Annotated in this window: 20 protein-coding genes, 1 tRNA gene, 1 pseudogene and 1 riboswitch; of the genes and pseudogenes, 10 read left to right on the top strand and 12 right to left on the bottom strand. The window is 69.5% G+C overall.

Annotated elements, in window-relative coordinates; all coding sequences use genetic code 11:
• Window positions 1–96 precede the first annotated feature (96 nt).
• A pseudogene (locus ABZ795_RS19360) lies at window positions 97–1,668 on the top strand (multicopper oxidase domain-containing protein); the annotation flags it as partial.
• A 365-nt stretch (window positions 1,669–2,033) separates the two neighbouring features.
• A complete protein-coding gene (locus ABZ795_RS19355) occupies window positions 2,034–2,405 on the top strand; it encodes a VOC family protein (protein ID WP_357531331.1) in 372 nt (123 codons plus the stop codon).
• A 135-nt stretch (window positions 2,406–2,540) separates the two neighbouring features.
• Here ABZ795_RS19355 and ABZ795_RS19350 read toward each other — a convergent pair whose 3' ends face one another.
• A complete protein-coding gene (locus ABZ795_RS19350) occupies window positions 2,541–3,299 on the bottom strand; it encodes an SDR family oxidoreductase (protein ID WP_357531330.1) in 759 nt (252 codons plus the stop codon).
• Between the two features lie 78 nt (window positions 3,300–3,377).
• Here ABZ795_RS19350 and ABZ795_RS19345 point away from each other — a divergent pair, with 78 nt between their 5' ends.
• Window positions 3,378–3,827: a MarR family transcriptional regulator gene (locus tag ABZ795_RS19345; RefSeq protein ID WP_357531329.1), complete on the top strand. Its 450-nt coding sequence runs from the start codon at window positions 3,378–3,380 to the stop codon at window positions 3,825–3,827.
• 117 nt (window positions 3,828–3,944) lie between these two features.
• Window positions 3,945–4,196 (top strand): hypothetical protein, encoded by a 252-nt coding sequence (locus ABZ795_RS19340; protein ID WP_357531328.1) that lies wholly within the window; start codon window positions 3,945–3,947, stop codon window positions 4,194–4,196.
• A 60-nt stretch (window positions 4,197–4,256) separates the two neighbouring features.
• Here ABZ795_RS19340 and ABZ795_RS19335 read toward each other — a convergent pair.
• Window positions 4,257–4,330, bottom strand: a tRNA-Gly gene (locus tag ABZ795_RS19335).
• 214 nt (window positions 4,331–4,544) lie between these two features.
• On the opposite strand from ABZ795_RS19335, the gene ABZ795_RS19330 reads away from it, so the two are divergent.
• Window positions 4,545–5,561, top strand: a complete 1,017-nt coding sequence (locus tag ABZ795_RS19330; RefSeq protein ID WP_357531327.1) for a zinc metalloprotease — start codon at window positions 4,545–4,547, stop codon at window positions 5,559–5,561.
• Between the two features lie 66 nt (window positions 5,562–5,627).
• On the opposite strand, the gene ABZ795_RS19325 is transcribed toward ABZ795_RS19330, so the two are convergent.
• Window positions 5,628–6,173, bottom strand: a complete 546-nt coding sequence (locus tag ABZ795_RS19325) for a pyridoxamine 5'-phosphate oxidase family protein (protein WP_357531326.1) — start codon at window positions 6,171–6,173, stop codon at window positions 5,628–5,630.
• A 75-nt stretch (window positions 6,174–6,248) separates the two neighbouring features.
• Between ABZ795_RS19325 and dcd the strand changes: the two genes are divergently transcribed.
• The gene (gene dcd / locus ABZ795_RS19320) at window positions 6,249–6,827 is read left to right on the top strand and encodes a dCTP deaminase (protein ID WP_013730777.1); all 579 of its coding nucleotides are present in this window, start codon (window positions 6,249–6,251) and stop codon (window positions 6,825–6,827) included.
• Window positions 6,828–6,829: 2 nt separating this feature from the next.
• Here the strand turns inward: dcd and ABZ795_RS19315 are convergent, their stop codons facing one another.
• The 4 genes from ABZ795_RS19315 to ABZ795_RS19300 all read right to left on the bottom strand — a co-directional run bounded on the left by ABZ795_RS19315 (window position 6,830) and on the right by ABZ795_RS19300 (window position 12,199).
• Window positions 6,830–7,816, bottom strand: coding sequence for an NlpC/P60 family protein (locus tag ABZ795_RS19315; protein ID WP_357531325.1), 987 nt, complete (start codon window positions 7,814–7,816; stop codon window positions 6,830–6,832).
• A 67-nt stretch (window positions 7,817–7,883) separates the two neighbouring features.
• A riboswitch (cyclic di-AMP (ydaO/yuaA leader) is annotated at window positions 7,884–8,017 on the bottom strand.
• A 173-nt stretch (window positions 8,018–8,190) separates the two neighbouring features.
• Window positions 8,191–9,189 carry an NlpC/P60 family protein gene (locus ABZ795_RS19310; RefSeq protein WP_357531324.1) on the bottom strand — a complete coding sequence of 333 codons (999 nt, stop codon included), beginning with the start codon at window positions 9,187–9,189 and terminating at the stop codon, window positions 8,191–8,193.
• Between the two features lie 269 nt (window positions 9,190–9,458).
• Window positions 9,459–11,654, bottom strand: a complete 2,196-nt coding sequence (locus tag ABZ795_RS19305) for a (Fe-S)-binding protein (RefSeq protein ID WP_357531323.1) — start codon at window positions 11,652–11,654, stop codon at window positions 9,459–9,461.
• Window positions 11,655–11,935: 281 nt separating this feature from the next.
• Entirely contained in the window at window positions 11,936–12,199 is a 264-nt protein-coding gene (locus ABZ795_RS19300; RefSeq protein ID WP_327023452.1) for a cell division protein CrgA, read from the bottom strand.
• Window positions 12,200–12,422: 223 nt separating this feature from the next.
• Here ABZ795_RS19300 and ABZ795_RS19295 point away from each other — a divergent pair, with 223 nt between their 5' ends.
• From ABZ795_RS19295 to ABZ795_RS19280, 4 genes are read left to right on the top strand one after another with little or no spacing between them, the layout of a single operon-like run.
• Window positions 12,423–13,220, top strand: coding sequence for a DUF881 domain-containing protein (locus tag ABZ795_RS19295; RefSeq protein WP_327023453.1), 798 nt, complete (start codon window positions 12,423–12,425; stop codon window positions 13,218–13,220).
• A gap of 54 nt (window positions 13,221–13,274) precedes the next feature.
• On the top strand, window positions 13,275–15,062 hold the full coding sequence (locus ABZ795_RS19290; protein WP_357531322.1) for a class E sortase: 1,788 nt from the start codon (window positions 13,275–13,277) through the stop codon (window positions 15,060–15,062).
• Complete coding sequence (locus ABZ795_RS19285; protein WP_327023455.1) at window positions 15,062–15,364, top strand: hypothetical protein; 303 nt, start codon at window positions 15,062–15,064, stop codon at window positions 15,362–15,364. Before ABZ795_RS19290 ends, ABZ795_RS19285 begins: the two co-directional genes overlap by 1 nt.
• Before the next feature lie 5 nt (window positions 15,365–15,369).
• Window positions 15,370–16,020, top strand: coding sequence for an aminodeoxychorismate/anthranilate synthase component II (locus tag ABZ795_RS19280; protein WP_327023456.1), 651 nt, complete (start codon window positions 15,370–15,372; stop codon window positions 16,018–16,020).
• Window positions 16,021–16,101: 81 nt separating this feature from the next.
• Here the strand turns inward: ABZ795_RS19280 and ABZ795_RS19275 are convergent, their stop codons facing one another.
• The 5 genes from ABZ795_RS19275 to ABZ795_RS19255 are packed head-to-tail and all read right to left on the bottom strand — an operon-like array spanning window position 16,102 to window position 22,955.
• The gene (locus tag ABZ795_RS19275; RefSeq protein WP_327023457.1) at window positions 16,102–16,773 is read right to left on the bottom strand and encodes an ElyC/SanA/YdcF family protein; all 672 of its coding nucleotides are present in this window, start codon (window positions 16,771–16,773) and stop codon (window positions 16,102–16,104) included.
• Window positions 16,774–16,802: 29 nt separating this feature from the next.
• Window positions 16,803–18,638: a Stk1 family PASTA domain-containing Ser/Thr kinase gene (gene pknB, locus ABZ795_RS19270; protein WP_327023458.1), complete on the bottom strand. Its 1,836-nt coding sequence runs from the start codon at window positions 18,636–18,638 to the stop codon at window positions 16,803–16,805.
• Window positions 18,635–20,077 (bottom strand): protein kinase, encoded by a 1,443-nt coding sequence (locus ABZ795_RS19265; protein WP_327023459.1) that lies wholly within the window; start codon window positions 20,075–20,077, stop codon window positions 18,635–18,637. The genes pknB and ABZ795_RS19265 overlap by 4 nt, the downstream gene beginning before the upstream one ends.
• Window positions 20,077–21,582 (bottom strand): penicillin-binding protein 2, encoded by a 1,506-nt coding sequence (locus ABZ795_RS19260; RefSeq protein WP_357531321.1) that lies wholly within the window; start codon window positions 21,580–21,582, stop codon window positions 20,077–20,079. The genes ABZ795_RS19265 and ABZ795_RS19260 overlap by 1 nt, the downstream gene beginning before the upstream one ends.
• Complete coding sequence (locus ABZ795_RS19255) at window positions 21,579–22,955, bottom strand: FtsW/RodA/SpoVE family cell cycle protein (RefSeq protein WP_327027332.1); 1,377 nt, start codon at window positions 22,953–22,955, stop codon at window positions 21,579–21,581. The genes ABZ795_RS19260 and ABZ795_RS19255 overlap by 4 nt, the downstream gene beginning before the upstream one ends.
• Between the last annotated feature and the right edge of the window lie 96 nt (window positions 22,956–23,051).

Genomic DNA, 23,051 nt, shown 5'->3' with positions numbered 1-23,051 from the left:
GCGTGCTGGGTAGTGTCACGATGATCCTCTTCCTGTCTCCCGGCAAGCCTAACGCTCCCGGAACGGCTGCCTCATCTCAGCCTGGCAGACAGGGCCGTGCCGATGGTCGTCCACCTGCACGGCGGGCACAGCCGGGAAGAGAGCGATGGGTACCCGGAGGCGTGGTACCTGCCGAGAGCGAAGAACATCCCCGCCGGCTTCGCGACGGTGGGCAGCTTCTATGACGAGTTCCGGCGGAAGTTCGAACGGCGACACGGGATCAGGTGGAAGCCGGGGACCGCCACCTTCCACTACGACAACGACCAGCGAGCGACCACCGAGTGGTTCCACGATCACACCCTGGGCATGACCCGGCAGAACGTGTACGCCGGCCCGGCCGGCTTCTACCTTCTCCGAGGTGGCAAGTCGGACCTGCCCCCCGGTGTCCTGCCCGGTCCCGCTCCCGCGATCGGTGACAAGCCCGGCACCCGCTACTACGAGATCCCGCTGGCCATCCAGGACCGGTCGTTCAACCCGGACGGGTCGCTCTTCTACCCGGGCACGCGGGCGTTCTTCGGCGACTGCACCAATCCGGCCGACTACATCCCGAATGGCGACGTGCCGCCGATCTGGAACCCCGAGTTCTTCGCGAACACGATGGTGGTCAACGGGCGGACGTGGCCGAAGCTCAAGGTCGAGAAGCGACGGTACCGGCTGCGCCTGCTCAACGGCTGCAACTCGCGCCTCCTCGTCCTGAAGATCGCGGCGAACCCGACAGCCCCGCGACCTGCCGCCGTGGCCCTGCCGATGTGGCTGATTGGCACCGACGGCGGCTTCCTGCCCAAGCCGGTGCGGCTCGATCAGATCCTGCTCGGCAATGCCCAGCGGGCGGATGTGATCGTGGACTTCACCGACGTGCCGGCCGGCACTGAGCTGTTCCTCATCAACGAGGGGCCGGACGGGCCGTTCACCGGCGTGCCTGCCGACGACGGGTTCGCGGACGTCAACACGACCGGACAGGTGATGAAGTTCGTCGTCGGGCCCCGGATCGGTGCGGACAAGAGCGTCCCGCCGGATCAGCTCCGCCTGCCCAAGTTCACACCCCTGGGCACGGCGACCAACACCCGCCGGCTCTCGCTCAACGAGCAGGTTTCCTCAACCGGTTGCGGCCCGATCGCGGCCCTGCTCGGCACCGTCACGGCCGGCGGCACGGCCGTACCGCTGCGGTGGGACGATCCGATCACCGAGAACCCGACACTCAATTCCACAGAGATCTGGGAGCTCGACAACCGGACGATGGACGCGCACCCTATCCACGTCCACGAGATCCAGTTCCAGGTGGTCGGCCGCGGAGCCGACGGCAACCAGCCGCCGAGCGCGCAGGAGAGCGGCTTCCTCGACACTGTGATCGCCCTGCCGGGTGAGATCACCCGGATCAAGGCTTTCTTCGATCTGCCCGGCCGTTACGTGTGGCACTGCCACATCCTGGAGCACGAGGACAACGAGATGATGCGGCCGTACTTCATCGGGCGGCCGAAGGGTGGGCCGGCAACTGGTGACGGTGGTCGCGCCAGTGGCCCCAACGTGGCGGGCGCCATCGCCGGAGCGGCGGGGCTGTCCGCCGCCGCCATCGGCGCTGCCGCGCTGGCGGCCACCTCACGGAAACCGGACACAGCCACCCCGATCTAGTCGCCAACCACTTGTAAATGGTGATGGAAGGCCCTGGCTGAGGATCATTCCAGCCAGGGCCTTCCCGCCTAACTCAGCACCCGGCCATCCTCACTGTGTGCCGTCGACCCGCCCTCCTGGGAGCGGGCCGTCGCCCGGCCCGCCATGTCAAGCGGACCTTGACGGCTCGTTCGGACGCTGGCGGGTCGGGCGGTGGTCCGCTCGGCTCGCCCCGGGTCGATGGCAGGCGGGATGGCCCTGCGCAACCACCCAGGGACGCGACACGCGTCCGCCAACTGATCTACGACGCCTACGCGCACTGATCGCGGGCAGATCCCGATTTCCGAGAACCGGCATATGCGTGACGGAGGCCGTAGGGTGCCACTGTGACCGAGTTCCGCCCGGTGAGGCTGGTGGCCATCTCGCTGGACTGTCCCGACCCTCAGCGGCTTGCCGACTTCTACCGGGCACTGCTTGGAGGCCGCCAGTTGTGGGCGAAGGAGTCCAGTGTCGGAATCGAGGTTCACGGAGCTGTGCTGGTAGCGCAACAGGTCGCCTGTTACGTCCCCCCGGTCTGGCCGGGAACGGCGATCGTGCACCTCGACTTCACCGCCGACGATCTCCGGGTGGCTGAGGAGCGGGCGGTAGCGCTCGGGGCCACGCTGCCGGAGCAGCCCGACCCGCGGTGGCGGGTACTGCTCGATCCGGCCGGCCATCCGTTCTGCCTGACACCGTTCACACCGGACTCGGTGGCCTGACCGCTGCTCCACAACCCTGCTTGTGCGCCCATCGGAAGAGTCACACTCGGTAGGCGCATGAGGCAACGCGCTCGTCGTGTCCCAGCTGATGCTTGGCATGATCGCGCTATAAGCGGCAGGTGAGTATGCGCAGAGTCATCGGACAAGTTCGCGGCCGCCCGCCAATGACAGCGTCTGCCCATTGATGTGGCCATTCGCTGCCGAGGCCAAATAGGTGATCGCGGTGGCGACGTCGTCGGGGGTGCAGATACGCCCGGTCGGTGTCTTTCCTGATTCCTCTGCAATCGCTTCTGGCCCCAGGAATGGAGCGTTCAATGCCTTGTCGGTGAGGGTGAAGCCGGGACGCACGATGTTCGTCAGGATGCCGTGGCGGGCCTCTCGGACGGCGAGCACTCGCGCGGCGGTCTCGAGCGCTCCCTTCGCCGTAGCGTAGGCGATCGGCCCCGCCATGGGCTGCTCGACGACGTCGGTCGACACGACGACGATGCGTCCCCAGCCGGCGGAGCGCATGGCCGGCAGGGCCGCGTCGATCAAAGCTGCCGGACCGACGGTGTTGACGGCCAACGAGGTGGCGAGACCACCGACCTCGTCACTGTCAAAGGACGGCCACTTCACGGCATTGGCGACCAGAACGGAGACCGGACCGAGACGTTCATTGACCTCCTCTAGGACGGCCGGCACGGTGGAGAGGTCGCCGTGGTCCAGTTGGACGGCGCAGGCTTGGCCACCTGCTTGCGTCACCGCGTCGACGACATCCATGGCTCCTTCGAAGTTGGTGTGCCAGGACACGGCGACGGATGCGCCTTCGTCAGCCAGGCGGAACGCTGTGGCTTTGCCGATGGCGCCGGAAGCGCCGGTGATGAGAGCAACCTTGTGCGACAGGCCGGTTTCCACTGCGACCTCCATAGTCGGCTATAGGTTAGCCGACTATGCATTACGTGGGGGTTGCTCGTCAACTCGTACACTGCCCAGGTGGAACTCGCGGATGTTCTGGCCACCAACAAGGCCCTCGTCAAGGTGGCCAAGCTGTACCGCAGTGCGCAGGCCGACGTGCTGAGCGGGCTCGCCCTACACCCGGGGCAGGACGTCCTTCTGTGGATGCTCGGCCAGGAACCCGAAGGCATTACAGTCTCTGAGATCGCCGCTCGGCTAGGCGTGGAACAGCCCACCGTCACGCGCAGCCTCACCCGCCTGGATCAAGGCGGCTGGTTTGTCCGGACGTCCGTACCGGGCGATCGGCGGGCCACCCGAATCCAGCTGACCGACAAAGGCCGAGCTGCCATCGCGGAGATCGAAGCGGCGTGGCGCACACTCGCGGAGACGGCAACGGCCGGAATGGCGAGCGATCAGCGCGCCATGTTGGTCGAAATGCTGGAGAAGGTACGCGGAAATCTCCTCACCTTGACCGCCGAAGTCGATTGAGAAGGCGCATCAGGCGCAGCCGAAGAGTCGTGGGTGACGCACTCCTCTCGGCCAGATGAGGACGCCCGGCCTGGCGGGCAAGACATGCTGCGTCGATGTCGGCCTTGGCGAGACCTGATGGACCGGATGGGGCACTCGACCACTCGGGCGGCGCTGATCTACCTACACAAGACGGCCGGGCGAGACCGGAAGATCGCCGACGCGCTGAGCCAGTTCGTCGAGGACGCGCGCGGGGGCGCGCCGGAGGGCACGGCCACGAACGGCGACGAGGACCAGGGCGACACCGACCCGACAGCCGGGGACACGGCGGCGGGCACGGACGGGCACGTGAATCCGAAGGGGCACGTAGGGGGCACGACGAGCGGTTAGTGATCAACAAAAGCGAAGGCCCAGCGTCGGGAATTGCTTCCTGACCTGGGCCTTTGCCGTTGGAGCGGGTGACGGGAATCGAACCCGCACTGTCAGCTTGGGAAGCTGATGTTCTGCCATTGAACTACACCCGCAAGCGGGACCACTGTACCTGAGTCGACCGGCCTGGTGCACCCAGGCACCCCGATCGTCCTCCGACCGCCGGGCCGACCCACGGACCGGCAAGAATTTTCCGGCCAGCAATACATGCCCATTCTCAAATCTATCGATGGGTTGTAACGTCTGCCTCACGTTTTCCGCACGGCGCGACACAACCCCCCGGTCGCGTCGACAGAAAGAGGTGGGCTTATGGGACTCCGTCCCGTCCTGCTGCACCGGCGTCTCGCCGGTATCGCATCGACGTCGCTGGCCGTGACGCTCGGCCTGGTAACGGTCGGCGCGCTGCCGGCCGCCACCATCTCCGCCAGCCCGGCCATGGCCGCCGGGCACGCGCACGCGCACGCCGACGAGGAGTGCGCCGACCCGACCGGCAGTGCGGTCCGGGTCCGTGATGGCGGCGTCCTCGCGCACGACCCGAACGAGTTGACCAAGAGCCAGGTCCTCCAGCGGGAGGCCGAGTTCGCCGACCTGCTCCAGGAGCGGGCCAAGCGGGTCGGCCAGCGTAACCTCGGCACCCAGGCCGCCGCCGCCTCGGTCACCATCCCGGTCGTGGTGCACGTGATCCGCAGGGACACCACCCGGGCCGGCGGAAACATCCCGGACTCGATGATCCAGTCTCAGATCAACGTGCTCAACCAGGCCTTCAGCGGAGCGTCCGGTGGGGCGGCGACCGCCTTCGCCTTCCAGTTGCAGAGCATCAACCGGGTCACCAACACCTCCTGGTACCCGATCCGGCAGGGCACCACCGCCGAGCGGCAGATGAAAACCCAGCTCCGGGTCGGCGGCAAGAACACCCTGAACATCTACCTGGGGGCGCTGAGCAACAACCTGCTCGGTTGGGCGACCTTCCCGCAGCGCACGCTGAACAGCATGGACGGCGTGGTGGTGCTGAGCGAGTCGCTGCCCGGCGGCACGGCCACCAACTACAACCAGGGCGACACCGGCACCCACGAGGTCGGTCACTGGCTGAACCTGTACCACACCTTCCAGGGCGGCTGCTCCGGCTCGGGTGACCAGGTCTCGGACACCCCGGCGGAGGCTTCCCCGGCCAGCGGCTGCCCGACCGGTCGGGACACCTGCTCCGCCCCGGGCGCCGACCCGATCACCAACTTCATGGACTACTCGTACGACTCCTGCATGTACCAGTTCACGGCCGGCCAGGCCAGCCGCATGATCAGCGCCTGGAACACCTACCGAGCCGCCTGACGCGCGCCTTCGGCACGTACCGCCTCCGGTGCCGGTCCCGTTCGACGGGGCCGGCACCGGCTGGCGTCAGGCCGCGCAGCGGGCGCGGCGGGCGGAGTGGGCCGCCAGGGAGGCGGGCCGCTGGGCCTGGGGGACGGTGGTCGCCGGGTCGAGCCAGACCTGGACGGCCGGCACCCCGCCGTGCTCGCCGGGCACCTCGGGGTTGGCGTGCCCACGGCGGCTGAGCATCGCCACCTCGATCGTGAACTCGAACAGCCGCCAGTCGACCTGGGGCGCGGCGCGGGCGGCGAGCGCCAGGCGGGCCACGGTGGCGTCGTCCGTCACCGGCCAGGCCCGACCGGCGAGGTATGCCTCGTCGTCGCTCTCCTCCGGCGGGAAGGAGTGCAGGGCGTAGCGCCCGTCGCGTTCCAGGTCACGCCGCTTCGGAGAGTCGATCACGAAGCAGTAGAGACCGTCATCGGTGATCACCGGGGAGACCGGGTGCACCCGGGGCCCGCCGTCGGGGCGGACCGTGGCCAGGTAGCCGAAGCCCGGGCCGTACTGCTGCATGAGAAGGCGGATCCCGTCGGCGAGTCGAGGCTCGTCAGCGGCGAATTCGGACCAGGAAGCCATGCCGACATCTTATCGAACATACGTTCTAGACAGGTAGCGCGACACGCAGGTCAGCCATATCGGTATGGTGTGGCGATGCTGCTCTCCGACCGCGACCTGGTCTCCGAGATCAAGGCGGGCACCCTCGCGCTGGAGCCTTTCGAGCCCACCCTGGTGCAGCCCTCCAGCATCGACGTACGCCTGGACAAGTTGTTCCGGGTCTTCAACAACCACCTCTACACCCACATCGACCCGGCGACCCGGCAGGACGACCTGACCTCCCCGGTGGAGGTGCCCGACGGCGAGCCCTTCGTGCTGCACCCGGGCGAGTTCGTGCTCGCCTCCACCCTGGAGGTCATCTCCCTGGGTGACCAGCTCGCCGGTCGGCTGGAGGGCAAGTCCAGCCTGGGGCGGCTGGGTCTGCTCACCCACTCCACCGCGGGCTTCATCGATCCCGGCTTCTCCGGGCACGTCACGCTGGAGCTGTCCAACGTGGCGAACCTGCCGATCACCCTCTGGCCCGGCATGAAGATCGGTCAGCTCTGCATCTTCCGGCTCTCCTCGCCGGCCGAGCACCCGTACGGGTCGGCCGTCTACGGTTCCCGCTACCAGGGCCAGCGCGGCCCGACCCCGAGCCGGGCCTGGCAGAACTGGCGCACCTGGCCGACCCGCTGACCTCAGCCGGGCCGACCGAAGCTGTGGATCGGGCTGCTCTCCATCCGTTTCATCTTCACCGGCTGACCGGCGCGGGAGGCGTGCACCACCCAGCCGTCGCCGACGTACATGCCGACATGGTGCAGATCCCGGTAGTAGAAGACCAGGTCACCCGGGCGTAGGGCACTGCGGGCGACCGACCGGGTCACCTGACGCTGCCGGGCCGCGTTGTGCGGCATGGCCACCCCCGCCCGCGCCCACGCGGCCAGCATCAGACCAGAGCAGTCGTACGCCTGCGGCCCCTCGGCACCCCAGGAGTACGGCTTGCCGATCTGGGCGCAGGCGAACTTCACCGCCACCCCGGCCGCCCCGCCCGGATAGCCGGCCGGACAGGGCGCGGGTCGCAGCGGGCCGCCACCGCCCCGGCCGTACGCCCGCAGTCGTAGCCGCTGCAACCGGTCGATCTCGGCGTCGACTTGGCGTCGCTTCCCCGCTAGGGCGACCTCCATACGGGTCAACTCGCCGATGGCCACCTCCAGGTGGGCCTTGGCGGCGGTGAGTTCGTCGCGTAGCGCGGCGGCCTGCCGGACGGCCTGCTGCTGATGGTGGGCGTACCGGTCGAGCAGGCCGATCTGCTCCACGACCTCGCCGGGGGACCTGCTGCCCAACAGCACGTTGACGGCACCGACCGTGTCACCCATGTACGCCCGTGCCGCCAGGGCACCTACCTGGGTCATCGCCTCGTCGACCTGGCGCTGGAGAGGGGCGATGCGGGCGGCCAGGGAGTCGGCCTCCCGGCGCTTGCCGGCCAGGTCCTGCCGGCTGGCGTTGTGCCGTTCGATGAGGGGTTCCAGCCGGTTCCAGTCCGCGTCGATCCGGCGCTCGATGGCGTCGACGGACGGGTCGGCGTGGGCTGCCGTGGCACCGCCGGTGAGGATGACGGCGGTCGCGGACAGGACGGCGAATGCGGTGGTGCAGCGGTACCAGTGGGATCGCGGCGCAGCCGTCACCGGGCCGGGCGTCGTCGCCCGGCGTGACGGTGGCCGCGGGGCATGGTGTGCCACCGGGCTCCCAACTCCTTCTTCCCCATACCGCCTACCGGGTTAGCTGACGGGTTCGGGCGGGAAGGGGGCGCCCTACCGCGCGGATCGCGGATTCACCCCGGGAACGTGGGTCCCCGGCTCGCACAGGCGACTCGGCGGTGTCGGACCGTCACCGCCCGGGATGGGCGGAACTGCCATCGGGCCGACAATTGCCCAGCTTAGGGACGACCTCCGTCGATACACAACAGGTCCACGCCGCTACACAGGGTGTCCAGATCCGACATAGGACAGGGCCCCCGATCTCTTGACCGGGGGCCCTGCCGATGTTCCTGTGCGATCCCTCAGCCGGGTCGACGGAAGCCGGCGATCGGCATGGTGGTGATCGGAGAGACGTTCACCGGTTTACCCGCTCTGGGCGCGTGCACCATTTGATTGTTGCCCAGATAGAGGCCGACGTGACTGAGGTCACTGCGGAAGAAGACCAGATCGCCGGGGCGGGCATCGGCCCGGGAGATGGCCTTGCCCTCGTTCCACTGCGCACCGGTGAAGTGCGTCAGGTAGATGCCGGCGGCCTTGTACGCGTACTGGGTGAGGCCGGAGCAGTCGAACGAGTTCGGGCCGGTGGCACCCCAGACGTACGGCTTGCCGACCTGGGCGCAGGCCACCCGGATGGCGGTCCGGGCCGCCTCGCTGACCACCCCGTTGATGGTCGGGCAGTTGGTGGTCTTGACCGTGGTCACCGGCAGGGACCGCTCAAGCTGCTTGATCTTGGCGTCGATCTGCTTCTTCTTCGCCGCCAGCTGCTTTTCCTTGGTTTCCTGGTCGGCGATCAGCGCGTCGAGCTTGGCCTTCTGGTCGTCGTACTTCTTGCGGACCTTCATCACGCCCTCGAGCTGCTGCCGCTCGTACGCGGCCAGCCGCTCCAGCAGGGCCATCTGCTCGCCCAGCATGTCCGGCTTGGCGTTCAGCAGCACCGCCCCGAGTTCCTGAGAGGGCCCGTTGACGTAGTACCGGGAGGCCAGGTCGGCCACCCGGTTCATGGCCAGCTCGGCCTCCAGGGCCAGGGGCTGGATCTTCTTCTGCAGGTCGCTGGCCTTCTTGCGGTTGACCTTCAGCTGCGACCGCACCTTGTTGTACTGCTCGATGGTGGGCTCAAGCTGCTGCCACTGCTTGTCGATCTGGCGCTCGATCTCCTCCACGGAGGGTTCCGCGTACGCGGGGGCGGCGATCAGGCCGGCACCGACCGCGGCGGCGGCCACCAGCACGACCAGGCGGTGCGCAGCTCTCCGTAGGCCACCTGGACGACGCGGCCATCCGGGCACAGGACGATGGAGGGGCATGGTTGCCACCGACAGCGACTCCTTTGCAGCCGACCGCCGGGCGTCCCGCGAGCGGTTGAGGGGCGAGACAGACGACCCACGGCGGTCGGTGCCCAACATTAGGGAAGGCGCGGTGTGGAATCAAGGCGACCAACGGTCGATTCACGTTTGCGCGACCAACCGCACACAAAGGGTGTCGATCATTTCGTTATAGTCACGCACGTCAATTTAAAATAAAGAGGTACGGCGGGCTACATCGGCCCGCCGTACCTCGTACGGTCACGTGCTGGTCAGCTGGCGACCGGCTCGCCTTCCTCGACGCCCCGACCCTGCTCGGGCCGGACCGACCGCAGTAGGACGCTCGCCACATCGACCACCTCGACCTGCTCGCCGGCGCCCTTGCCGTTCACCCCGTCGGTGAGCATCGTCGAGCAGAACGGGCAGCCGACCGCGATGGTCCGCGCCCCGGTCGACATGGCCTCCTCGACCCGGTCCACGTTGATCCGCTTGCCGATCCGCTCCTCCATCCACATCCGGGCGCCACCGGCGCCACAGCAGAAGGAACGCTCACTGTTCCGCGGCATCTCGGTGATCTCGGCGCTTACCGCGCTGCCCAGCACCTCGCGCGGCGGGGTGAAGATCCGGTTGTGCCGCCCCAGGTAGCACGGGTCGTGGTAGGTGACCCCGCCGTCGACCGGCTGCACCGGGGTGAGCTTGCCGGTGGCGACCAGGTGGGCCAGCAACTGGGTGTGGTGCACCACCTCGAACTCCCCGCCGAGTTGGCCGTACTCGTTGCCCAGGGTGTTGAAGCAGTGCGGGCAGGTCGCGACGATCTTGCGCTTGGCCTTCTCGCGGCCCTCGAAGGCCTCGTTGAGGGTCTCCACGTTCTGCTGGGCGAGCATCTGGAAGACGAACTCATTGCCGATCCGGCGGGCCGGGTCACCCGAGCAGGTCTCGCCCTCGCCGAGGATGGCGAAGGAGACCCCGGCCTCGTTCAGCAGGGTGGCCACCGCCCGGGTGGTCTTCTTGGCCCGGTCCTCGAAGGCACCGGCACAACCCACCCAGAACAGATACTCGAAGTCCTCCACCTCGCCGACCCGGGGAACCTCGAAGTCCAGACCCTTGGTCCAGTCCTCGCGGGTGTTCTGCGGGGCACCCCAGGGGTTGCCCTTGTTCTCCAGGTTGCGCAGCATCACCCCGGCCTCGGAGGGGAAGCTGGACTCGATGAGCACCTGGTAACGCCGCATGTCGACGATGTGGTCGATGTGCTCGATGTCCACCGGGCACTGTTCGACGCAGGCGCCGCAGGTGGTGCACGACCAGAGCACGTCCGGGTCGATCACACCGCCGGCCTCGGCGTCACCGATCAGGGGCTTCTCCGCCTCGGCCAGGGCCAGCACGTCTAGGTGGGCCAACTGGGCCGCGGTGGCCTTCTCCTCACCGGTGAGGTCCTTGCCGCCACCGGCCAGCAGGTAGGGCGCCTTGGCGTACGCGTGGTCGCGCAGGCTCAGCACCAGCAGCTTCGGCGACAGCGGCTTGCCGGTGTTCCAGGCCGGGCACTGCGACTGGCACCGGCCGCACTCCGTGCAGGTGCTGAAGTCCAGCAGGCCCTTCCAGGTGAACTGCTCGACGTGGGCCACCCCGAATTGGTCCTTCTCGGGGTCGGCCTCCTCGAAGTCCAGCGGCTTGCCGTCGCTCATCATCGGCCGCAGGGCGCCGAGACCGGAGCCGGCCGACCCGGGCTTGCGCTTGAAGAAGATGTTGGGGAAGGCCAGGAAGCGGTGCCAGGCCACGCCCATGGTGACGTTCAGCGAGATCACGATGAGCCAGGTCATCGAGATGGCGATCTTGATCAGAGCGGCCACGCTGACCCCGGACTCCCAGTCCGGCAGCACCGAGCCGACCGCGTGGCTGAGCGGGGTGGCCCAGGTCGGGTACTCGAAGTGGTCCGTGGCCACCTTGAAGCCCCGGATCAGGAAACCCATGATCAGTACGGCGAGGACGATCGCCTCGACGAAGTAGCCCTGCCACATCGTCGACCCGGTGAACCGCGACCGGCGACCGGCCCGGTTCGGCCGGTTGGCCACCCGGATGGCGATCAGCACCAGGATCCCGACGATGCCGAGGATGCCGATCCACTCGGTGACCAGACCGTAGAGCGCCCACCCGCCGACCAGGGGCAGCCCACCGGTCGGGGACACCACCTCGAAGTAGGCCTCAAGCACCAGCAGCGACAGCACGATGAAGCCGACCATCACCACCCAGTGCGCGGCACCCACCACACTCCAGCGCAGCATCCGGGTGTGCCCGGCGGTCTCCGCGAGCATGGTCCTGGTGCGGCCGGCCTTGTCATCGAACCGGGACGGGTCGGGCTGACCCAGCCGGATCACGGCCGTCATCTGCATGACCGCGCGTACCGCAAGCCACACCGCGACAGCGGTGATGGCGGCCGCGAGGATCGTGGTGACGATCTGGACGCTGCCCATCGAGTTGGCCTCCCGGTCTGCTGCCTGGCGAGCGGCTAGGCGACCGGAGCCCGGGTCATAGGTGCGTACGCGATCTCAACCGCTGCCGCACCTGGAACCGGACCCGCCGATGACCTTCCCGCTCGGTCATGCAGTGCAGCCTACGCGCAAGGTTACCCAGCAGTAACGTGAGTCTTCTCGCACCTGGGCCGCGCCGCCCTGCGCACACCTTAGGAGGCGATCGCAGCAGCCGCACGGCCGGGGCTCGACACGTCACCGACCGTAGTCGGAGGACCCAGGGGTCAGCGCCAGCGGGAAAGCAGGATCAGGGAGCCGACCATGGCGCCGAAACCCACCGCCAGGTTCCAGTACCCCAACTCCATGACGGGGTACTCCTGCTCGGAGAGGTAGTAGACCACCAACCAACCGATGCCGAAGACGATCAGGGACACGGCGGTGACCGGCAGCCAGATCGGGCTGGGCTTACGCGTCGCCGCTGTCGCCGTCGGGCGGACGTCCGTGGGCGGGGTGTACACCTTCTTCTTACGGACCTGAGACTTGGGCACGACGCTCTCCAGAGGGGTTACGACCTCGTCCGGCCTGCAACCGGGCGCGAGGGCGACGGTCCATGGCCAATAATGTTCGAGAGCTAGCGTAGTCCGGAAGCCCCGCTCAATCCACGAATGGGGCCAGACCCGTTGCCGGACGCCCCGGCAGCGGACGGCGGAACAAGGGCCGTCACGACCGTACGGGTACGGTCGCCGGAGCCGAGGACAGGGGGAGACGGTCGTGGAGTACACGTCCGGCGCGGCCTCGTGGCAGAAGGTGCTGCGACGCCTCGTCGCCGGCCTGCTGCGGCGTGGACGGCGGCGACGTCCTGGCTGGTCAATCGGGGTACCGCTGATCGCCGCCGCTGCTGGCCTGCTCTTCACCACCACGGCTACCACCGCCGGCGGAACCGCCCTGCGCGAGGACCGCCGCCCTCAGCTCACCGAGTTGATCGAGGGCCGCAGGGACCGGGTTGCCGCCAACGAGCAACTGGCCGCGACCCTGCGCCGGGAGGTGGAAAATCGTACGAACGACCTGGCCAACTCGGACACTCCGATCAAGGAACAGCAGGAGCGGGCCGCCGAGAACCTGACCGCGGCCGGCTTCACCGCCCTCACCGGGCCCGGGTTGACTGTCGAACTCGACGACGCCCCACAGCTCAGCAAGCTCCCCGAGGGAGCCAGCAACGACGACCTCGTCGTACACCAGGGCGATGTGCAGGCGGTGGTGAACGCGCTCTGGGCCGGCGGCGCGGAGGCCATGTCAATCATGAATGTCCGCGTTCTGGCTACCAGCGCGGTACGCTGCGTGGGTAACACCCTGCTGCTGCATGGCCGGGTGTACTCCCCACCTTTCAAGATCGTGGCAATTGGCGATCCCGGCGCGCTTCGGCAGGCCCTCGCCGCTTCCGAGGGAGTCCGGTGGTTCAGGAACGCGGTGGAAAACTACCAACTCGGATACTCCGAGCACGCCTCCACGGTCACCGTGCCCGCATTCGAGGATTCCACCACTCTGCGTTCGGCGACCGTGCCGGAGTGAGGCTCTCATGAGCAAGCGGATCGCCGAGCAGAGGGCCGGGGCCGAAGCGCCGTCATGAGTGAGCGTCCCCAAGGTCGACACCACGGCCAGGCTGACGAGGCCACCGCCTTCCTGCCTAGGATCGAACGCACCGAGCCGACCCCGCCGCCCCCGGTCCGCCCGGCTGGTGCCTGGCCCGATCCGATGCCGCCGCGTCCGTCCATCCCGGCGCGCAGCGAGGGCGCGGCGCAGGTCACCGGAGTACCCCTGCCCTCCGGGCAGCCGGACATTCCGGTCGGGCCGACCCCGTGGCGGACGGCCTTCGAGCCCAGCCGCCCCACCGACCAGGGCACCCAGCGCAGCCAGCCGCCGACCGGGCAGCAGCACCAGCGTCAGCCACCCCCGGCCGCGCAGCAGGACCGCCAGTCACCGCCGACCGGGCCGGGCTTCGGACCACCGGCACCGGCCGGACCTCGGGCGGTACCGCCACCGCAGGCCCCGCCACAATCCCAGGCCCCACCGCCCGGGTACCGCTCCCCGGTGGAGGTACCCGCCGCCCACCAGCAGCCCCCCAGCGGTACGCCGGCGCCGCAGCGCCCCCAGAGCGGCCCATCGGCACCGCAGGGCCCGCAGCCGCCCATCGGCCACCAACGGCCCACCACGCCGTACCGCCCCGACGAGGGTGGCGCTCCGCAGCGTCCCGCCCAGGACCCGGCTGGTTGGTCTGCCGAGGGCCCGACCGCCCTGATCCCCAAGATCCAAGACTCTGCCACCGGCCCGACCCCGCCAGGGTCCCACCAGCGGCCCGGCGCACCGTCGAACCACCCGGCAGGACCCCACCAGCAGTCCGGCCCGGTGCCGGCGGGGCCTCAAGCGGCGGACCAGCAGCGAGCGGCTCGGAGCGGGCAGCCGCCGCAGAACGGACCGAACGGGACCGATGAGGCGGCCACCGCCCTGATTCCGGCCGTCAACGGCGTACGGCCGGGGGCTCCGCCCGCGACGGACTCGACCGCCCTGATGGGTGCGGTGCCCCGGCCACCGAAGGTCGACCAGCCCGAGGGTGCCGACCAGCCCAGCGAGCCGCCCAAGCCTCGTCGGGGCGACCGGGTGGTGCAGTTGCGACCGGAGCAGACCGGCGAGGGCTACAAGAGCGTCTACTCCGAGCTGACCCGGCCCTCCTTCTGGTCCCGGCTCCGCACCGGCCTGCGGTTCGGTGGCGAACTGCTGATCACCTTCGGCCTGGTGGTGTTGCTCTTCGCCGGGTACGAGATCTGGGGTAAGTCCGCGATCGTGGACGCCCATCAGGACGAGTTGAGCCAGCAGTTGGCCCAGGCCTGGGCACCGGAGACCGACCCTACGGTCGCTGCCCCGGCCAGTCCGTCCGCCTCCGCCTCACCCAAGCCGCCGGTGCAGGGCAAGCCCATCGCCGGTCTCTACATTCCGAAGTTCGACAAGGAATGGGTAGTGGTGGAGGGCGTGACCCAGAAGGACATCCGGTACGCCCCGGGCCATTATCCGGACAGCGCCCTGCCGGGTCAGGTGGGCAACTTCTCCGTCGCCGGGCACCGCAACCGGGCCACCTTCTGGCGGCTGGACGAGCTTCGCAAGGGCGATCCGATCGTCGTCCAGGACCGCGACCAGTGGTACGTCTACCAGGTGACCGAGAATCTGATCGTCAAGCCGCACCAGGTCGAGGTGGTGGCCCCGGTTCCCGGGCGACCCGGGGCGAAGCCGACGAAGAAGATGCTCACCCTGACCACCTGCAACCCGAAGTTCGACAACTACGAGCGCCTGATCATCCATGCGGAGTTGACGCGTACCCAGTCCAAGGACCAGGGGCGCCCGGCTGAGCTGGGGACCTGATGTACGCCTGGATCTGGCGCAAGCTGCCCTTCGGACTGCCCGGCAAGCTCATCGGCAGTCTGCTGCTGGTGACCACGGCGGTGGCCCTGCTCTGGTACGTGGTCTTCCCCTGGGCCGGACCGCTGCTCCCCTTCACCGGCGAGGACGTGCAGGTCACCCAGCAGGACTCCGAGATACCGGGTGCCCCGGGTGAGGTGGAGCCCGGCACCGAACCCGGCGAGGAGGCCCCGCCGGGCGACGAACACGACCTGCCGTACGACACCGAACGGAACAACACCCCACCCCCTGACGAGGACGAGTGAGACCGATGCGCGTCCTGGTGATCGACAACTACGATTCCTTCGTTTTCAACCTGGTCCAGTACCTCGGCCAACTCGGCGTGGACTGCGAGGTACGGCGCAACGACGAGATCGACCTGGCCGAGGTGGGTCGACTCGGCCGGGCCGGGGTGCTGCTCTCGCCCGGTCCGGGTAGCCCGGATCGCGCCGGCATCTGCCTGGAGGTCATCCGCGAGTACGCCGGCAAGCTGCCCATCTTCGGGGTCTGCCTGGGCCACCAGGCGATCGGTGAGGCGTTCGGTGCCACCGTCACTCGGGCCCCGGAGCTGCTGCACGGCAAGACCTCGCAGGTCCACCACGACAACTCCGGGGTCCTCGCCGGGCTGCCCGACCCGTTCACCGCTACCCGTTACCACTCCCTGGCGGTGCTCCGCGAGACCCTGCCGGAGGAGTTGGAGGTCACCGGCTGGACCGAGTCCGGCATCGTGATGGCTATGCGGCACCGCACCCTGCCGATTGAGGGCGTCCAGTTCCACCCCGAGTCGGTGCTCACCGAGGGCGGCCACCTGATGTTGGCCAACTGGCTGGCCACCTGTGGTCACCGGGAGGCGTTGGACCGCGCCCCGGAACTGGCCGCCGAGGTCGACGCCCGCCGCCTGGCCGCCTTCGCCACCAGCTGAGCAGCACGGCCGGGGTCAGCCGAGAGGGCGGGAAGATCCGCCGCGGCGTGGTCTACGGCCGACCAGGCCCATCTGCCGCTCTCAGCGGGTCAGCGCGTCCCTGACCCCGGGGTGCGCCGGGGAGTCGACTGCGGCGGGGCGGTTCCGGATCGCGTCCCAGGCGGCCTTGCCGCTGGCGAAGTAGTCCCGTACCGCCTTCTCCGCCAGCAGCCCCGCCCCGCAGCCGGAGCAGCGGGCCGGCACCCCGTCGGCCTCCACACCGAGTTGCCGGCAGAGGGTCACCGCCCGGGACAGGTGGTAGGACTGGGTCACGATCAGGGCCCGCTGCACCCCGTACACCTCCCGGGCCCGGCGGCAGCTGTCGTAGGTGTCCAGGCCGTAGGGGTCGGCGACGACCCGCTGCGGATCGACCCCCAGCCGCTCGGTGAGGTGTGCGGTCATCGCCGCAGTCTCGTCACCGGAGGCCCCGTTCCCGTCGCCCGAGACGAGTACGACCCGGGCCCGTTGCCGGTGTATCAGCTCGGCGGCGGTCTCCAGCCGGCCCGCCAACCGGATGCCCGGCTGACGTCCTTCCTCGGTAACCGCCGTACCCAGGACGATCACGACCTCCACGGCCGGGGCCTCGTCGACGGCATGACGGTGGCCGTACGCGGTGGCGGTCGTCCACATCCAGGGCAGGCTGGTGAGCAGGAGGACGATCAGCCCCAGGAGGGCCACCCGGCGCACGAGTCGCCGCCGACTCACCCCGCCCATCGGCGACTCATCCGGCTTGTCGGGCCCGCTCAGTCGACGGGTAGGCGCAACGGCGGGACGCCCGGCCAGAGCTGACCGGTGTCGCCACTGCCGCCACCGCTGCCACCACCGTCATCGTCCGGCGGCGGGGTGGTCGGCTCCCCGGTCGGCGGGGTCGGGGGCGCAGGCTCGTCGTCCTCCGGCTCCGGCACCGAGACGAAGATGGTCACCTTGCTGCCCTTGGTCCGCTGGCTGCCGGCGTTCGGGTTCTGGTCGGTCACCCGGCCGGCCCGGTCGGCGGGTACCTCCGGGCCGATCTCCACATCCACCTTGAAGCCGGCGTTCTCCAGTTCCCGCTTGGCGTCGGCCTCGGTGAGGTTCTCCACGTTGGGTACCCGGACCACGTTGCCGTTGGAGACGGTCAGGGTGATCACGGTGTTCTCGGCGACCTTCTCGCCTTCCTTGGGGTCGACGTCAAGCACCAGGCCGGCGGCGTCGGCGCTGTCCTTCTGCACGACCTTGACCCGGAGCTTGCGCTCCTCGATGCGGGCCGTGGCGCTTTCGACCTTGCTGCCGACCAGGCCCTCCGGAACGATCGCCTCCGGCTTGCCGCCGCAGAGCCGCACGGTGACCGTGCTGTTCGGGGCGACCCTTTCTCCGGCGGGCGGGGTCTGGGTGGTCACCCGGCCCTTGCGGCAGTCCGAGGTGAACTCGTCGTCACCCCGCACCGGCTGAAGGCCGTCCGCCTCGATCCGGGCGAACGCCTCCTGCTGGGTCATCCCAGCCAGGGTGGGGACCGGCACCTCCTCGGCCGCCTTGTCGTTGAGCAGCAGCGCGGCCACCAGGGCGATCACCGCCAGTACCCCGAGGGCGGCGAACATGGCGATCAACCAGGACGAGGCACGCCGCTGACGAGGGTCGCCCACCCGGGCCGGGATCTGGCGGGTCTGGGTGGCTCCCGCCGAGGGGTAGCCCGGGCCACCGGCCGCGGCCATCGGCACGGTCTCGTCCTCGCGCAGCACCGGGGTGGCCATCACCGGCCGACCCGCCGCCGCCCGGAGCAGGTCCGCGCGCATCTCGCCGGCGCTCTGGTAGCGGTTGAGCGGGTTCTTCGACAGCGCCTTGAGCACGATCGCGTCGACCGCCGGGTTGACGTCCGGGTTGATATCACTCGGGGTCGGCGGGGCCTCCCGGACGTGCTGGTACGCCACACTGACCGGGCTGTCACCGACGAAGGGCGGATGCCCGCAGAGCAACTCGAACAGCACACAACCGGCGGCGTACACGTCGGAGCGGGCGTCGACGGCCTCGCCACGGGCCTGCTCCGGGGAGAGATACTGCGCCGTACCGATGACCGCACTGGTCTGGGTCATCGTGGTGGCGCCGCTGGCCAGGGCACGGGCGATGCCGAAGTCCATCACCTTGACCTGGCCGGTCTGGGTGAGCATCACATTGCCGGGCTTGATGTCGCGGTGGATGATGCCGTGCCGGTGGCTGAAGTCCAGGGCGGCGCAGATGTCGGCGCAGATCTCCAGGGCCCGCCGGGGTTGCAGTCGCCCCTCGGCGCCGAGCACCTCCTTGAGGGTGCGCCCGTTGACGAACTCCATCACGATGAACGGCAGGGTCTCGCCGGTGGGTGCCTGTTCCTCACCGGTGTCGTAGACCGCGACGATCGCCGGATGGTTCAGGGAGGCGGCGTTCTGGGCCTCCCGACGAAACCGCATCTGGAAGGTGGCGTCCCGGGCGAGGTCCGTGCGGAGCATCTTGATCGCGACGTCGCGGCCGAGCCGAAGGTCACGCCCCCGGTGCACCTCGGCCATGCCGCCATACCCGAGCAGCTCGCCGACCTGATACCTGCCACCGAGCAGGCGGGCCTGCGCTGTCATCGCGTCCGTCGTCCTTCGCTCGTCATCGTCTCGTAGCCCGCTCGGGGCTGATCCAGTCGACGGTACGCCGTCCGGGCCGGATCGTCTCGTCCGTCGGGCCCCAGCGCGCCGGACGTCACCGACTGCACGGACCCCACTACCGGCATGCCGCTGTTGATGCTGTCCTTCAGCCTGTAGGAAACCACGCCCGAACAGACCACGACCAGTGTGCCCAGCAGGATCGCCAGGAACACCATGCCGGACCGTGACCGCCTGGGCGCAGGCCGTGACTGACCGCCCTGCGGAGCGTACGCCGGGGGAACCGGGGCCGCACCGCGTGGATAGCCGGTCACCGCCGGTGCGACCGTCGTCGGACGGGGCTGGGCGACCGGCTGCCGCCCGGCGACCGGCAGGTGGCCCGCCGCCGGGGGCCGGTTGATGGCCGGCGGCCGGGGTGCGGCGGGCGAGTGGGGGGCAGCCTGCGGCCTGGGCGCGGCCGGTGAGTGCGGGGCGGCCGGTGGGCGGGGCGGCTGCGGCGCCGGCACCTGGGCCCGCCCGGGAGGGGATGCCGCCGGGCGCCCCGGGGCCGGGGAGGCCGGCGCCGCCGAGATGGGGGCCGACCCACCGGAGCGCGCCTGCCGGGACAGGGCCGCCTTCAACTGCCGGGCGGCTCCGGCCAGCATGGCGGCGCTGGCCCAGCGGTCCTTCGGATCCTTGGCCATCGCCCGCTCGACGAGCGCGCAGACCTGCGGCGGGATGTCCGAGGGCAGGGACCGGGGGGTCTCCCGGACGTGCCGCATGGCGATGTCCAGGGGGTTGTCTCCCTCGAACGGCCGACGCCCGGCCAGACACTGATAGGCGACCACCCCGAGGGCGTACACGTCCGAGGCGGGGGTGGCCACCTGACCGGTGGCCTGCTCCGGCGAGATGTACGAGGCGGTGCCGAGCACGGAACCGGCCGCGGTGAGCTGACCCACCAGCTCGGAGCGGGCGATGCCGAAGTCGGTCAACACCAGGGTGCCGTTGGGGCGGACCAGCAGGTTGCCGGGCTTCACGTCCCGGTGCACGATCCCCTTGACGTGGGCGGCGTGCAGGGCGTCGGCGGCCTGCGCGACCAGCGCCATCGTCCGGGCCGGGGTTAGCCGACCGACCCGGCTGAGGGTGGCCGACAGGGGATCACCCTCGATGTACTCCATCACCAGGAAGGCGATCTGCTGGTCGCTGCCGAAGTCGTAGACGTCGACCACGCCGGGGTGGTTGATCGTCGCCATGGTCCGGGCCTCGCCCCGGAACCGCTCGGCGAAACCCGGCTCGTCCAGCAACGCCGGGAGCAGGCTCTTGACCGCTACCGTACGCCCCAGCACCTGGTCGGTGCCGCGCCAGACGTCACCCATGCCGCCGCTGGCGATCCGCTCGTCCAGGCGGTACCGGTTGCCCAGCTGTACTCCCGGACTGAGCATCAGCGCCCCCCGGGGTCGGCGATGGCGGCGCGCATGATCTGGCCGGCGATCCGGGCGGCCTCGGCGCTGCCGCCGCTGCCCGCCTCCTCCAGCACGACGCAGACCGCCGAGACCGGGTTGCCGTCGGAGTCCAGTGCGAAGCCGATGAACCAGCCGTGGTCGGGCCGGTCCGGCGCGGACTGCGCGGTACCGGTCTTGCCCCCCACGGTGTACCCGTTGATCTGGGCGTTGCGCCCGGTGCCGTTGCGCACCACGCTGACCATCATGTCCCGCAGGTCGCCGGCGACCTGACCGCTGACCGAGCGGCGCAGCTCGCGCGGGTTGGCGGTGTCGTAGACCGTGGTGCGGTCCGGCGCGAGCAGCTGACGCACCAGGTAGGGCCGCATCTGGCTGCCGCCGTTGGCGACCGCCGCAGCGATCATGGCCCCTTCCAGGGGGGTCATCCGCACGTCCCGCTGCCCGATGGAGGACTGGGCCAGCGCGGCCGGGTCGGGACCGCCGTCCGGGTTCTCCATGCTGCCGGTACGGCTGGCCGCGACGCCCTGACCGCCCTCACCGAGCCGGCCCACGGTCAGGTCCTCCTGCTCGAAGCCGAATTCCTGGGCCTTCTTCTTGATCACGTCGGGGCCGAGCTGCACCCCCAGCTTGGCGAAGCCGGTGTTGCAGGAGTCGGTGACCGCCTTCATCAGGGTCACCTCCGCCTGGGGGCAGATCGAGGGCGCCGCGTTGGTGATCGACTGACCGGAGGTGGGCGGGGTGTAGCTAGGGCCCGCCGAGATGTTGGTGTCCTTGCCGATGCCGTTCTCCAGCGCGGCGGCGGCCACCACGATCTTGAAGGTGGAACCGGGTGGCAGCACCTCCGCGAGGGCCCGGTTGCGCAGCGGACGGGACCGGTCCTGGTCCAGCTTGTTGTACGCCGCCACGGCCTCGTTGGTGTTGTGGCTGGCCAGCGGGTTCGGGTCGAAGCTGGGCATGGAGACCATGGCCTGCACGGCCCCGGTACGCGGATCGATCGCGATCGCCGCCCCCTTGCTGGCCCCCCGGTTGTTGTTGCGCAACTGGTCGTACGCGACGTCCTGAGCGCGCGGGGAGAGGGTTAGCAGCACGTTGCCACCGGCGGTGCGGTTGCCGGTGAACATGTCCTTGATCCGGTTGGCGAAGAGCTTGTCGCTGGTGCCGGCCAGGAAGTCGTTCTCGGACCGCTCGATGCCGGTGTCGGCGAGGTTGACCGGCTTGTAGCCGAGGACATGGGCGTACTTCGCCCCACCGGGGTAGGTACGCAGGAAGGTCAGCTTGCCGTCGGTCTCCTTGCTGACCGCCAGGGCGGTGCCGCCGGCCTCGATGTTGCCCCGGCGACGCTCGTACTCGGCCAACTGGACCCGGGTGTTGTAGTCGCTGGTGCGGTACTCGTCGGCCTTGTACCCCTGAACCCAGTTCAGGTTGGCGAAGAGCAGACCGAACAGGACGATGACGACGACACCGACCCGGCGCAGGGGTGCGTTCACGGCTTGATCACCTCCGTGGGGGCACCGTGCAACTGCTCCGGCGGGCCCCCGGTCGGTCGGTTCACCTTGCCGCCGCCGGTGACCGGCCGACGACCGGCGTCGGAGACCCGCAGCAGCACCGCGATGAGCAGCCAGTTCGCCATCAGTGAGGAGCCACCGGCGGACAGGAAGGGGGTGGTCTGACCGGTCAGCGGGATGAGCTTGCTGATCCCGCCGACGATCACGAAGACCTGCAACGCCAGGGTGAAGGCCAGGCCACCGGCGAGCAGCTTGCCGAAGGAGTCCCGCACCGCCAGGCCGGCCCGCAGTCCTCGCTCCACGATCAGCAGGTAGATCACCAGCAGGGCGGTGAGCCCGAACAGGCCGATCTCCTCACCGATCCCGGCGAAGATGAAATCGTTCTGCACCTCGGGCAGCTCCGTCGGCTGGCCGCCGCCCGGCCCGGCCCCGAACAACCCACCGGTGCCCAGGGCCAGCAGCCCCTGCACCAACTGGTAGCCCTCGTCGTACGGCTTGGCGAAGGGGTCGAGCCAGATCTGCGCCCGCACGTAGAAGTTGGCGAACGGCCCACCGATCGCCTCGCCGAGCACGTACGCCAGGTAGGCGCCGCCGAAGAAGAGGACCAGACCGATGAGCAGCCAACTGACCCGTTCGGTGGCGATGTAGACCGTCGCCACGAACATGCCGAAGTAGAGCAGGGAGGTGCCCAGGTCCTTCTGGAAGATCAACACCAGCAGGCTGATCACCCAGACCACCACCACCGGACCCAGGTCACGGCCGCGCGGGAAGTCGATGCCGAGGAACCGGTGACTGGCCAGCGAGAGCACCTCGCGCTTGCGGACCAGGTAGTAGGCGAAGAAGGCCAGCAGGGCCAGCTTGGCGAACTCGCCGGGCTGGATCGAGAAGCTGCCGATGCGGATCCAGAGCTTCGCGCCGTTGACCTCGGAAATCCGGTCCGGCAGCACCGCCGGGATCATCACCAGCACGATGCCGGCCAACCCCAGGGTGTACGCGTACCGCGAGATCGAACGGTGGTCGCGTACCAGGACCAGCAGGCCGGCCGCGAGCAGCACCGACAGCAGGGTCCAGGCCAGTTGCCGACCACCGATACCAGCGAAGATGGCCAGGTCGGCGCGCTCCTCCGGGTCGGCGTAGGCCAGGTCCAGCCGGCGCAGGAAGCCGACCCCCAGGCCGTTGAGCAGCGCCACCGCCGGCAGCAGGGCCGGGTCGGCGTGCGGGGCCAGGAACCGGATCGCCACATGGATGCCGAGGAACACGGCGGTGAGCACCGCGGCCGGCACCCAGAAGTTCGGGGTGACCGTGTCGAGCACGTTCGCCTCGACCATCGCGCCGTACGCGGCGACCAGCACCATGGCCAGCAGCAGCAGCGACAGTTCGGCGTTGCGTCGGGACCGGGCCAGGCGTACGCCGGGTCGCTCGCCCGCGTTGGCGGGCGAGGATGCCGGAGT

The organism is Micromonospora sp. NPDC047134, from assembly GCF_040643455.1.
Taxonomy (GTDB): Bacteria; Actinomycetota; Actinomycetes; order Mycobacteriales; family Micromonosporaceae; genus Micromonospora.
Note: the sequence above shows the minus strand (reverse complement) of the source record. Positions and strands in the feature narration are given on the sequence as shown.

Coding starts and splice junctions, on each gene's coding strand:
- dcd (WP_013730777.1), top strand. CDS start 6,249: ATGCTGCTCTCCGACCGCGACCTGGTCTCCGAGATCAAGGCGGGCACC.
- pknB (WP_327023458.1), bottom strand. CDS start 18,638: ATGACAGCGCAGGCCCGCCTGCTCGGTGGCAGGTATCAGGTCGGCGAG.
- ABZ795_RS19265 (WP_327023459.1), bottom strand. CDS start 20,077: ATGCTCAGTCCGGGAGTACAGCTGGGCAACCGGTACCGCCTGGACGAG.
- ABZ795_RS19325 (WP_357531326.1), bottom strand. CDS start 6,173: ATGGCTTCCTGGTCCGAATTCGCCGCTGACGAGCCTCGACTCGCCGAC.
- ABZ795_RS19285 (WP_327023455.1), top strand. CDS start 15,062: ATGTACGCCTGGATCTGGCGCAAGCTGCCCTTCGGACTGCCCGGCAAG.
- ABZ795_RS19255 (WP_327027332.1), bottom strand. CDS start 22,955: ATGGTGCTGGTCGCCGCGTACGGCGCGATGGTCGAGGCGAACGTGCTC.
- ABZ795_RS19290 (WP_357531322.1), top strand. CDS start 13,275: ATGAGTGAGCGTCCCCAAGGTCGACACCACGGCCAGGCTGACGAGGCC.
- ABZ795_RS19275 (WP_327023457.1), bottom strand. CDS start 16,773: ATGGGCGGGGTGAGTCGGCGGCGACTCGTGCGCCGGGTGGCCCTCCTG.
- ABZ795_RS19330 (WP_357531327.1), top strand. CDS start 4,545: ATGGGACTCCGTCCCGTCCTGCTGCACCGGCGTCTCGCCGGTATCGCA.
- ABZ795_RS19310 (WP_357531324.1), bottom strand. CDS start 9,189: ATGCCCCTCCATCGTCCTGTGCCCGGATGGCCGCGTCGTCCAGGTGGC.
- ABZ795_RS19280 (WP_327023456.1), top strand. CDS start 15,370: ATGCGCGTCCTGGTGATCGACAACTACGATTCCTTCGTTTTCAACCTG.
- ABZ795_RS19305 (WP_357531323.1), bottom strand. CDS start 11,654: ATGGGCAGCGTCCAGATCGTCACCACGATCCTCGCGGCCGCCATCACC.
- ABZ795_RS19340 (WP_357531328.1), top strand. CDS start 3,945: ATGGACCGGATGGGGCACTCGACCACTCGGGCGGCGCTGATCTACCTA.